General features: G+C 67.5%; 11 protein-coding genes and 3 pseudogenes. 5 read left to right on the top strand and 9 right to left on the bottom strand.

Annotated elements, in window-relative coordinates; genetic code table 11:
• Window positions 1-459 precede the first annotated feature (459 nt).
• Window positions 460-1,713 (bottom strand): phosphatidylserine/phosphatidylglycerophosphate/cardiolipin synthase family protein, encoded by a 1,254-nt coding sequence (locus tag ACIQTP_RS46780; protein WP_403412317.1) that lies wholly within the window; start codon window positions 1,711-1,713, stop codon window positions 460-462.
• Window positions 1,714-1,799: 86 nt separating this feature from the next.
• Between ACIQTP_RS46780 and ACIQTP_RS46775 the strand changes: the two genes are divergently transcribed.
• The 3 genes from ACIQTP_RS46775 to ACIQTP_RS46765 all read left to right on the top strand — a co-directional run bounded on the left by ACIQTP_RS46775 (window position 1,800) and on the right by ACIQTP_RS46765 (window position 4,670).
• Window positions 1,800-2,639 carry a DUF1206 domain-containing protein gene (locus ACIQTP_RS46775; RefSeq protein WP_403412314.1) on the top strand — a complete coding sequence of 280 codons (840 nt, stop codon included), beginning with the start codon at window positions 1,800-1,802 and terminating at the stop codon, window positions 2,637-2,639.
• A 958-nt stretch (window positions 2,640-3,597) separates the two neighbouring features.
• Complete coding sequence (locus tag ACIQTP_RS46770) at window positions 3,598-4,086, top strand: ATP-binding protein (protein ID WP_403412311.1); 489 nt, start codon at window positions 3,598-3,600, stop codon at window positions 4,084-4,086.
• Between the two features lie 230 nt (window positions 4,087-4,316).
• Window positions 4,317-4,670: a PRC-barrel domain-containing protein gene (locus ACIQTP_RS46765; RefSeq protein ID WP_403412308.1), complete on the top strand. Its 354-nt coding sequence runs from the start codon at window positions 4,317-4,319 to the stop codon at window positions 4,668-4,670.
• A 210-nt stretch (window positions 4,671-4,880) separates the two neighbouring features.
• Here the strand turns inward: ACIQTP_RS46765 and ACIQTP_RS46760 are convergent, their stop codons facing one another.
• The 5 genes and pseudogenes from ACIQTP_RS46760 to ACIQTP_RS46740 form a co-directional block, all read right to left on the bottom strand.
• Window positions 4,881-5,357, bottom strand: a complete 477-nt coding sequence (locus ACIQTP_RS46760; RefSeq protein ID WP_403412305.1) for a MarR family winged helix-turn-helix transcriptional regulator — start codon at window positions 5,355-5,357, stop codon at window positions 4,881-4,883.
• Between the two features lie 54 nt (window positions 5,358-5,411).
• Window positions 5,412-5,597, bottom strand: a complete 186-nt coding sequence (locus ACIQTP_RS46755; protein WP_403412302.1) for a hypothetical protein — start codon at window positions 5,595-5,597, stop codon at window positions 5,412-5,414.
• A gap of 120 nt (window positions 5,598-5,717) precedes the next feature.
• Window positions 5,718-6,379, bottom strand: a pseudogene (locus tag ACIQTP_RS46750) (cobalamin-binding protein); the annotation flags it as partial.
• A pseudogene (locus tag ACIQTP_RS46745) lies at window positions 6,365-6,777 on the bottom strand (hypothetical protein); the annotation flags it as partial. The pseudogenes ACIQTP_RS46745 and ACIQTP_RS46750, both read right to left, overlap by 15 nt.
• Before the next feature lie 76 nt (window positions 6,778-6,853).
• Window positions 6,854-7,027, bottom strand: a complete 174-nt coding sequence (locus ACIQTP_RS46740; RefSeq protein WP_403412299.1) for a CsbD family protein — start codon at window positions 7,025-7,027, stop codon at window positions 6,854-6,856.
• A gap of 214 nt (window positions 7,028-7,241) precedes the next feature.
• Here ACIQTP_RS46740 and ACIQTP_RS46735 point away from each other — a divergent pair, with 214 nt between their 5' ends.
• Window positions 7,242-7,403, top strand: coding sequence for a hydrophobic protein (locus ACIQTP_RS46735; protein WP_319753654.1), 162 nt, complete (start codon window positions 7,242-7,244; stop codon window positions 7,401-7,403).
• A gap of 125 nt (window positions 7,404-7,528) precedes the next feature.
• Here the strand turns inward: ACIQTP_RS46735 and ACIQTP_RS46730 are convergent.
• The 3 genes and pseudogenes from ACIQTP_RS46730 to ACIQTP_RS46720 all read right to left on the bottom strand — a co-directional run.
• Window positions 7,529-7,855 (bottom strand): annotated as a pseudogene (locus ACIQTP_RS46730) (transposase); the annotation flags it as partial.
• A gap of 98 nt (window positions 7,856-7,953) precedes the next feature.
• A complete protein-coding gene (locus ACIQTP_RS46725; protein ID WP_403412296.1) occupies window positions 7,954-8,646 on the bottom strand; it encodes an SDR family NAD(P)-dependent oxidoreductase in 693 nt (230 codons plus the stop codon).
• 168 nt (window positions 8,647-8,814) lie between these two features.
• Window positions 8,815-9,648, bottom strand: a complete 834-nt coding sequence (locus ACIQTP_RS46720; RefSeq protein WP_403412293.1) for a helix-turn-helix transcriptional regulator — start codon at window positions 9,646-9,648, stop codon at window positions 8,815-8,817.
• A 146-nt stretch (window positions 9,649-9,794) separates the two neighbouring features.
• Here ACIQTP_RS46720 and ACIQTP_RS46715 point away from each other — a divergent pair, with 146 nt between their 5' ends.
• Window positions 9,795-10,118 carry a putative quinol monooxygenase gene (locus tag ACIQTP_RS46715; protein ID WP_403412290.1) on the top strand — a complete coding sequence of 108 codons (324 nt, stop codon included), beginning with the start codon at window positions 9,795-9,797 and terminating at the stop codon, window positions 10,116-10,118.
• The last annotated feature ends 559 nt before the right edge of the window (window positions 10,119-10,677 follow it).

Below are 10,677 nucleotides of genomic sequence, written 5' to 3'. Positions count from 1 at the left end.
CCCCCGGTGAACCCCTCGCCGTTCCCAGCGCCGAGCAGTAGACCGCCCACGGCGGGCGCGCCTGCCGCGCGCCTGCCGCGGCGCAACCACTCGCCCGCCCGCCCGCGCCCTCCCCGCTACTGCCCCCGCAGCGAACCCACCATGGACCAGCCCTCCCCCGCACGCGGTGTGGGCAGTGCTTGCCGATCCGGTACGGGGAGCGGGTGGTGGGACCCTCCGAGTCCACGCCCCTCGACCAGGCCCGGCCCGAGGTCGGTTCCCGGATCCGCTACACCGTGCGGCTGGGTCCCTGGTCCTCGGACGGAGTCACGACCGTCCGCCACAGCGCAGGCCATGGCCGATCACCAAGGCCGTCTTCGTCGAAGCCGCGGATGTGTGCATCAGCGGTGCTGACTGTTTCCGGTCGTCTGTATCCATTCGGTGAACGAGTAGGGCATCCAGCGCATCGGGTCCGACGGGTCAGAGGAAGCGTCGTAGAGGCAGGACAGCTGCCTCCCTGACGCGCTGGAGCGGTGCACGCCGCTTCCATCGTCCGGGATGGATGAGTTCGCTGTGCTCAACGTCTTCCTCGAAGTGGCGGTCAAGCGTCGCGGTGAACGTCGGGTCCAGTACGGCGAGCATGACCTCTTCGTCGTGGTCGAGGGAGCGGCGGTTGAAGTTCGTCGAGCCGATGAGCGCGGTGGTCCTGTCGACGGTGAGGACCTTGGTATGGAGCATGGTCGGCTGGTACTGGAAGACCTTCACACCGCAGCTGGTGAGATCCTCGTAGTAGCGCTGTCCGGCAAGTTGGCAGACCCGCTTGTCGGTGTACGGGCCCGGCAGCAGGATCTCCACCTCGACCCCGCGGCGGGCGGCGGCGCACAACAGCTCGATGAAGTACGCGTCGGGCGCGAAGTAGGCGGTGGCCAGTCGGATCCTTTCCTCCGCCGTCTCGATCACCACACGGAACAGAGTCTGCATGTCCTGCCAGCCGAAGCTGGCCGAGCCCCGCACCACCTGCACCACGGCGTCGCCGTGGGCGGTGTGAGCGGTGAACCGGTCGTGGTCGTCGAAGAGTTCGTCGTGGCACTCGGCCCAGTTCTGGGCGAACGCGGCCGCCAGCCCGTCCACGGCGGGTCCGCGCACCTGGACGTGGGTGTCGCGCCATTCGTCCGGGTTGCGGGCGTCGCCGCACCACTCTTCGGCGATGCCGACGCCGCCGGTGAACGCTGTCTCCTCGTCGACGACAAGGACCTTACGGTGACAGCGGTGGTTCTGCTTCAACGGAGACAGATACAGCGGCTTGCGGAACCAGGCCACCTGCACGCCTGCCCGCTCCATCACCTCCAACTGGCCTCTCTCGATGAGCCGGCTCCCGAAACCGTCCAGCAGCAGTCGCACCCGCAGTCCCTCGCGCGCCCGCTCTGCCAGCGCGTCGGCGAACCGCTGAGCGATCTCCCCCTTCCAGTACACGAACGTCATCATGTCCACCGTGTGCCGCGCGGAACGGATACGGCCCAGCATGGCACCGAAGATCTCGTCGCCGTTGCGCAACGGGAGCAGTGCGTTGCCTTCCGTCGCCGCGATCCCTATGAGCCGTTCCAGCCGGCGTCTCGTGCGCCGGGCCCGCTCAGCGAGGACCCCGCCGACCTCCTCCGTGCCGCCGGACTCCTGGGACAGGTCGGTCTCAGCTGTTTCAGGGGATCCTTCAGGTGCGTTCTGCGTATGTGCCATGGCTGCACCTTCCTGGATGGCGGGCAGGAAGACAAAGCGGAGGGTCGACCGGGATGGCATCCTCCTTCGGGGGCATCCGGTAAGGCATGGCAACTGGATCGGCAACGGCACACGGAAGCGGTCAAGCCCGACGCGCGGCGAACAGCAAAGCGGTCGCGGCAGCGGCCCGTGCGGGCTTCGTCGCCCGCGGGGTCATCTACGTACTGATCGGCGTTCTCGCGCTGCGGATCGCCTTCTCGGGCGGAGGTAAGCAGGCCGACCGGGGCGGCGCGATCGCCGAAATCGCCCAAAAGCCCTTCGGCACCGTACTGTTGTGGCTGCTCGGAGCAGCCCTGGCCGGGATGGCCGTGTGGCGGCTGTCCGAGGCTGCCTTCGGGCAGGCGGGTCCCGACGGCGAAAAGCCGGGCAAGAGGGCGATGGCCGCGGGCCGTTTCGTCTTCTACGGATTCGTCTCGTACTCCGTGCTTTCCTACGCGGCCGGGGACAAGGGCAGTGGCGGCGGCAGCTCCGACAAGAACTCCCAGGACGTCACGGCGAAGGCCCTGGACTGGCCCGGCGGGCAGTGGATCGTCGGGATCGCGGGTGTCGCTGTGGCTGCGGCCGGCGTATGGATCGCCGTCCGGGGCGTCATGCGCAAGTTCGAGAAGCATCTGAAGATGTCGGAGATGTCACAGAAGACCCGCAAGGTCGTCGACTTCTTCGGAGTGTTCGGCGGTATGGCCCGGGGCATTGTCTTCGCCACCGCGGGCGGTTTCGCCATCGCGGCGGCCGTCCAGCACAAGCCCGGCAAGGCCAAGGGCATGGACGACACCCTGCGTACGTTCGCCGACACTCCTGCGGGCCCCTGGCTGCTGGCGCTGATAGCGGTCGGTCTCACGGCCTTCGGGGTCTTCTCCTGGGCCAACGCGCGCTGGCGCAAGGTCTGACAGGCGGTAGAACGTGGCACACGCACTGCGTGAAGGTGGCTGCCTTGGAGACCTTTTCGAAGACTCGGGCGCTCCTGCCGATAGTCACAGCGACCTGCCTGCGGCACTCACCGGTTGGCATCATGCCGCTCAGCCCTGCCCAAGAGATGCCCCACCGAGTCTCTTGCGCGGCCGGCATCATGAAGTCGGCAACCTGCCGCGCCACGGCCGTCACCTGCGGCGGCAAGCAGTCCGGTAGGCGCTGCGACGTCGCCGCCACGCCTGCGCACCCTCAGTCCGGTCCCAGCCCGGACGTGACCCGCTCAGATGGCTGCGGCTCGCCCGGTCGGCGATACGAGCCGCGTGCTCACCAACGCACCACTCCCCCGCCCTCCGCACGGCAGCCTCGCTCGCACGCACCTGTCTGCTCCCCCATTCACTCTGGGACACCACCACCCGCGGCCGCCGACGTTTCACTGCGGGGGCTACGTTCCCTCGCGCTCTGGTTCGGTGTGGGGCTGTAGCAAGACACGGGGTCATGACGGGGACGATCTGGTGGTGGCAGTGGAGATCACTCCCGACAATGTGGTGCTTAGCAGTGTCCGGGGCAGCATGGGCGGATGGTCGGGGGCAACGACAGGTTGGTCGAAGAGTTGACCACTGCCGCCCAGGGCGGTGGCAAGCGAACGGTAGTGGACCTGTCCGGCGTGCCTTTCGCCGATTCCACGGCGTTGCACGCGTTATTGCACGGCCAGCGCAATCGGCCAGCGCAAGCACGCCGCGATCGGGATACAACTGGTGCCGACGAGCGCGAACATGATGATGCGCCGGCTTTTCGAGGTCACCCGGCACGCATGAGGCGTTCGTTCCGGTTCGCGGACAGCGTCGGGCAGGCACGCACATGCTGATCGCGCGCCCTGCGCCTCTTCAGCCACGTGCGGTGTGTGAGCCAAGCCTCAAAGGGCAGGCGGTTAAAGCTATGAATATCAAACGCGAGATATCTAGCCAGGGTGATCGTCCGGAAGACACACCGGATGAGGCCGAGACGGCGGCCGCGTGGATGAACGGGGTGGTGGCGCGATCTGCACCGCCGGTGCCGCCCAACGCCGCCGCCGCGCGCAAGGCGGTCACCGAACTGCTGACATCACGCTCGTGCGGGCTGGAGGGGGAGAAACCGGCGGATGTGGTGGTGGCTGACGCCCTACTGGTGACCTCCGAACTGGTGACCAACGCGTTCCGCCATGGCGGTGGTCTCACCGGCTTCGCAGCGGAACTCACCGACAAGGGACTGCGTATCGCCGTCGGTGACGCCAGTACCCGCGCACCAGTGGTCCAGGAAAAAGGCGGCGCGGGAGCGGCACAGATCGGCGGCTATGGCTGGCTCCTGGTGCGCCGCGTGGCCACGAATATTTCCATCGCCTTCCATCCCGGAGGCAAACACATCACCGCACTCATCCCTCTGACCTGAGCCAGATGGCTGGTGGGTCCCCTGCTGCAGCTTTGAGCCAGCCGCGCGGAGAGTGCCCCAACGTGGCGCTTCCAACGTCAGTTTGGAATCCCTGCTCACGTTGATGTGTGGGAGTTCGGATCACGGGCACCCGCTGTTTTGAGAGAGCGTATCCGAATGTCAAGGGACGCTGATCCGCCTCATGGTTTCGGCTATTGAGCGCGAAATACAGTTCTATGAGGGAGTACTTTATGAGTGACAACATCTGGGGCTACCAGCCGACTTCCGGCCACACCGCGGGCACCGACCTGATCGGGTACAAGGTCGAGGCCACCGACGGCACCATCGGCAAGGTCGACAAGCACTCGGACGACGTCAACTCCGCGTATCTGGTGGTCGACACCGGTGTCTGGATCTTCGGCAAGCACGTTCTGCTGCCGGCCGGCACCGTACGGACCGTCGACCAGGCCGAACGGAAGATCTTCGTCGACCTCACCAAGGACCAGATCAAGAACTCCCCGGAGTTCGACAAGGACAAGCACGTGGGGGACGCGGGCTACCACGAGCAGGTCGGCGGCTACTACACGAGCCACCGCCGCATCTGACCCCTCAGCACGAACCCGCGTAATGGGGGCCGGCCGCAGAACACCGCGGTCGGCCCCCACCTTTGCGCGCTGACACCGTCCGACCCGGTCGCTCACGGGCGCCGAACACCCTGGGACACCCCGCCGCACGCGAGCGAATCAGACGCTGAGCGCCGCTCTTCCGTGCGCCTCGGGCCTCGAAGGACCGGACGATTTTCGGGCTGCGGGGCTTCACCCGAGTCCACTCTGGTCAACGTGGGCCAAGGCGCTCTTCAGTCCGGCAAGCCCGGTGACCAGTGCACGGCGGTCTTCTTGGGGCATCGCTTCGATGGCCCAGGTCAGCGTGGCCTCGCGCTCTGTCCGGATCTGTTCCAGGTGGCGCTTGCCGGCGATGGTCAGACGAAGAGTGACTTCACGTCCACTGTCGGGGCAGGGCAGGCGTTCGAGGAATCCGGTGGCCTGGAGGCGGTCGCAGAGCCGGCTGACGGAGGGCGGGGCGGCACGCAGGAGTTTACCCAGGACCCGCATACGCAGGCCGTCGTTGCGGTCCACGAGGTACATCAGACGCAACTGCGCGGTGGACACCGAGGTCGTGGTGACGGTGTCGCGCATATGCTCCCACAGCAGGTCGAGCAGTTCGACCACGTCGCTCGCCGAATGCATCGCGTCTCGTGTGAGCCGCTGGGTGTCGAAGTCTTGCTGTGGCATGGGCTCCCCGTCGGCTTGCCTACCCGTTTCACGCGGTGGTCAGCGCAGTTCGGATCAGGCGCTGCTGTCCGGCCCGGTGGGGCGGGCCGGTGTGACTTCCTCCGTGTCCGCTCGGGACTCCCCCGATCCGGAGGTCTCGCGCGCGGCGCCGCTGGGAAGCGCCGTGAGGTATTCCAAACTACCCGTGATCGTCAGGAGCCGGTTCAACTCCGGGGTGCGCTCCTCCAGGTGCAGGAGCACGTCCGCTTCATCGGTGCGGCGCCGGATCGTCAGCAGGGTCGAGGTCGCCGCGCAGGTCTATGCGCACCGTGGTCTCGGTGTCGACGGCCGTCAGACGCAGGTGACTTGAGGGGAGGGTACTCACGGGTGATTCCTGGCAGCGGCAGAAGGGACGGGAGAGGGAGCGGCGAACTGCCGGGTGCCGAGCTGGAGAATGCGTGACGCTCGGGGGAAGTCGTTGAGTTCACCGGCCAGGAGGTCCGATGCGGGCGGCAAGCTGTTCGCGGGCACGCCGCGCGAGGTGCCGATGGAGGCCGTCCAGGTGACGAAGTCGGTGACCAGGTCGACGTCGTCGAGGTTGAGCGCGGTGGCGAGGAAGTCCACAATGTGCGCCAGGTCCTCGGCGGTGTGCTCGCGCCGCAGGTCGCTGCACTGCCGCATGGCGGGGAAGCTGCCTCCAGACCGTGCAGCACGGTGCGCACGAGGCGGGTGCCCGTGCGGGTGACCATCGTGTGTTCCTGGTCGCTCAGGTGCGGCAGTTCGTCGATCGGCTGGTGACTGGGCCCCGGCTGGGACAGCGGGCCGCTCCGCATCTGGTCGGCCGCGGAGCGCGCGTCCGCGGCCCAGGCGTCCGCACCGAGCAGCCGGGCGTAACGGCCGTCGGACCCGAAGGCGGCCCCGCCGACGAGGACGGGCACTCCCACGGCCTGACAGGCGGTGATCGTGGCGTGCGCGGTGGGCAGCCGGGTCGCAATGGAGCTGGAGAGCGCGATCAGTTCCGGTCCGGTGCGGTGCAGGTGCGCCTCACTGAACATGGTGTCACCCAGCGGGCCACCGCGTGCCTCGGTGATCCCGCCCGTGTACAGAACGCAGGCCTCCCCCGGCGCGAGGACGAAGTCGGCTGCTGGTCATCGGCGAGGCGAAGCAGGGCATGCAGAGTGTCACGGATCTTCCCGGTCAGCCCGGCGGCTTCCAACCCCTTGCCGCACACGTCTGCCGGCACGACCAGCGACGGGTCGCCCTCGGTGACCGCGGGGTGGACGTCGTAGAAGTCCCCGTCCGCTGGTGGTCCTCCGAGGGAGGGTAGCCACCCGCGAAATCCACCCCCGGACACCTGATGGAGGGACGGTGGGGGCAGCTCACGCATCAGGACGCCAGCGATGGCCGACTGATCCGCGTACAGTCGGGCGGCTAACGTCGCTCCGTCAACTGCCTGAACGGCATGAAGTGGGGGCCACCGACTAGCACCGGTGGCCCCCACTTCATGGATCAGGAAGTCAGTCCTTCAGGACGTCCTTGATCTTTTCCTTGGCTTGGCGGGCGTCGCCCTTGGCCTGCTCGGCACGGCCCTCGGCGGTCAGCTTCTCGTTGCCGACGGCGCTACCCGCGGTCTCCTTGACCTTGCCCTTGGCCTGCTCGGTCTTGGCCTGAGTCTTCTCGCTGCCGGACATAGCACTCAACTCCTGGGAATCACTCGACGGATTCGACATCAACACGCCTGACCCGAACGCCAACTCTCAAACTGGATGACAGCAAATACTCGAGAAACCTCCCGGCCATTAACCGATGGGCCTGTGTGCCCCACAAGAATCGCGGAGAACATTCGCTTCCCGATGGCGTGACGTGGAGGAAGCTGGGCACACGGTGGCCTGGAGGTTGATAACTATGGTTCCCCTGCTTCTCGTTCTTCTGCTCGCCCTGATTCTCTTCGGTGCGGGATTCGCGCTGAAGGCTTTGTGGTTCGTCGCGGTCATCGTGTTGGTGGTCTGGCTGGTCGGGTTCGTCGCCCGCCCCAAGGGAGGAAGCGGCCGCTGGTATCGCTGGTAGCCGCAGCGGACGACAACTCTCCGTGTGGGTCCAGCCACCAAGTCTGGCTGGGCCCACACGTTTGCCATGCGTCCACAGTCGAGGTTGACGTTCACGGCGTCCGGTTCCATGCCGACCTGCTCCTGGATGCAGCCGTCCACCGACATCTCGCCGAGGTCGAGGCCGATCATCCGGTCGTAGGCGTCCCGGGCGAGAGCGTGCAGCGCTTTGGAAATCCCCTGCCGGGACCACTCTTTGAGGCGTCGGCGGATGGTGCGGTCCGAGCATCCGGGCGTGGAGATCCGCTCGTAGCCGGAACCATGGACCAGCGCGAACACGACGTGCTCGAAGACGGTTCGATCGGGGGTCCGGCGGCGGTGACAGCCCAGCGGGTGGCCGACGACGAACTCCTCCCGGACGGGGAGGAGCGCGGCGAACTGGTCCCACCGGGGTTCGAGCAGACAAGCCGGCAGCGCGGGCCCGGCCGTCCTTCGTGATCACTGAGCGTAGAGATGACGAGCATGTGGTACGCGCAGGGCGGCGGGTCGACCGACCTGAGCTCAGGGCAGGTTCACCACGGGAGGTTCCCGGATCGGTCGATGAACTGTCCCGTCGGCCCGTCCGGGCCGATCGTCGCGAGGGTCACGATGGACTCTGCGCCGTCGGCGACGCTGTGTCCGAGGCCGCCGGTGAAGTCGGTCGCGGTCTGCCCGGGGTCTGCGGCGTTGACCTTCACGTCCTTCAGTTCCTTGGCGTACTGCGTCGTGAGCATCGTGACCGCGGCCTTCGAGGCGCAGTAGAGGGGCAGGGCATACCGCGACTCGATCCGCGCCGGGTCCTGGGTCATGCTGAAGGAGCCCATCCCGCTGGACACGTTGACGATGACGGGGTTCGGCGACTTGCGCAGCAGCGGGAGGAAGGCGTGCGTGACGCGCACGATCCCGACGACGTTCACGTCGAGCACGGCGCTCACGTCGGCCGCGGTGTACTCCTCGACGGGGCCGACCTTGCCGAGGACGCCGGCGTTGTTGACCAGGACGTCGATCGTTCCCTCATGCGCGGCGACATCCGCGGCCGCGGCCTGGACCGAGGCGTCGTCGGTCACGTCGATCTGAACGAACCGGGCGCCGAGCGCCTTTGCCGCGGCCCGACCGCGCTCACGGTGGCGGGCACCGAGGAGGACGGTGTGCCCCGCCTCGACGAGGCGACGAGCGGTTTCAAAACCGAGGGACTTGTTGGCCCCGGTGATGAATGTGGTGGTCATGCTGGCTCCTCCTGGTCCGAACAGCACGGTCGTGCGCTGTTCACGCACTCCATGCTGGGTCCCCGGGAGGGTTGGCGGGAGCTACGGGACTTCCTGGTACGGCGCGTACCACCCAGCAGCCTGGTCCACCGGACGAGGCGGACGCGGGCCTTCATGTCTCGCGGGCCGTCAGCCCTGAGGAGACATCCTCTGGACCCCGATGGCCGCAAGGAATTCGAGTTTGCTGCGGGCGTCGGTGCCTGGCTGCGGCGTGTACACCACGAGGCGGAGGTTCGTGTCCTGGGTGTTGAGGATGTCGGAGTTCATGGCGATGTCTCCGACATCCGGGTGCTGGACGAGTTTGTGCGCACTCTGGTGACCGCCCACCGCTCGGCGGCTCCACAACTCGCAGAACCGTGGGCTGAGGTTCAGCCTCGACACCAACGCCGCGAGGTCGGGATCGTCGGGGTACCGGCTCGTCGTCGCGCGCAGGTCGGCGACGAGGGACTCCTCGAACGCCGCCCGCTCGGCCGCCGTCTGCCGGACCCGGGGCAGCTCACCCAGGAACTGCCAGACCAGGACGTTGCGGTCGCCCGCACCGCGGACCGTGGGATCGCCGAACGTGGCCGCGAACAGCGGATTCCAGTGCAGCAACTGCCAGGTGGCGTCGTAGATCGCCAGCGGGTTGCCGGCGAGCTGGTCCACGATCCGGTACAGGCTCCCCGGGATCATCCGCGGTACCCGGCTCGGATCCGCTGCGTGACCGGCCATGCGCAAAAGGTGCGCATGCTCGTCGTCGGACAGGTGCAGGGCGCGAGCCAGGGCCGAGCAGACCTGCGCCGAGGGCGTCGCCACCCGTCCCTGCTCCAGCCGGACCACGTACTCGACCGAGATGCCGGCCAGCGTCGCCAGCTCCGCGCGTCGCAGACCGGGGACCCGCCGGGGTGAGCCGTGTGCGAAGCCCACCGTCACGGGGTCCAGCCGGTCCCTCCACGCCCGCAGCGCGGCACCGAGTTGATCCATGCACACCATCCTCCCGCACACCCCGCCCCGCTGGGTGGTACGCGCTGTACCACGAAGCCCCGTAGCTCCCGCCGACGCTCCCCGGCGTTCAGTGTCGAGTCGTGAACGGCTCACAACGATGCTGTTCGGAGTCAGGAGGAGCGAGCATGACCACCACGTCGAACCACTACGTCACCGTGCTGTGGGAAGCCCGGGCCAAATCCGGGAAGGAAGCCGCGATGAAGGCGTTCATGACAGCCGCCGTCACGGCATCACGCCACGACGCGGGCAACATCGACTACGAGGCTCACCAGGTCGAGGGACAACCGGGCGCGTTCGTCATCTTCGAGCGCTGGGAGAGCCACGAGGCCCTCGAAGGCCACCTGCAGGCACCCCGTATGCAGGACCTGGTGCCCCAACTGCTGGAACTGATGGACGGCGGCGTCGAGGACGGGATCCGCTTCCTGCAGCCGTTCCGCCCGGCGCGGTAGGCCGACCCGGAGCACGGCGGTCGTGATCGTCATCCTCCGACGCTTCGCGGTTTCGAGCAGCAAGACGGCAACGCGGGCACGGCCGTCCTTCGTCATCACTCAGCGTAGAGACTCCATGATCACGTGGACCCGTGCCTGCTCTGCATCCTCCCCCGCACCCGATGCCTATTGCCGACCGTTCTTATCAGGCCGAACACTCCCGGCTCGGCCCGCAGTATTCCGACATCGGCCAGACAGTCCCCGCCCAGCGCGACCGCTAGCGCCATATCCAGCAGGGTCTTGCCCGGATCGCGCTCATGCCCCGCCCGCCTGGCCGGCGACAGCAACCCAGTCCAAGTCGCCTACGGCGGCCCGCAGTCGTACGAGCATCGCGCCGCGCTGATCACTCAGCCCACCCGCACGCACCAGCTCCGGTGCCGCAACCCTGTCGGCGGCCACGCCACCGGAACCCGCTAGACAACGCGAAACAAAACCGCTCGGACGGTTTCACTATAGCCTCGCCCGAGGCCCACGCAAGAGACAGCAACACACCCCCACGACCACCCGACCCCGAGCCTCG

Origin of the sequence: Streptomyces sp. NPDC090798, from assembly GCF_044768965.1 — a bacterium.
Classification (GTDB): domain Bacteria; phylum Actinomycetota; class Actinomycetes; order Streptomycetales; family Streptomycetaceae; genus Streptomyces.
This window is presented reverse-complemented; position numbering and strand designations above follow the sequence as displayed.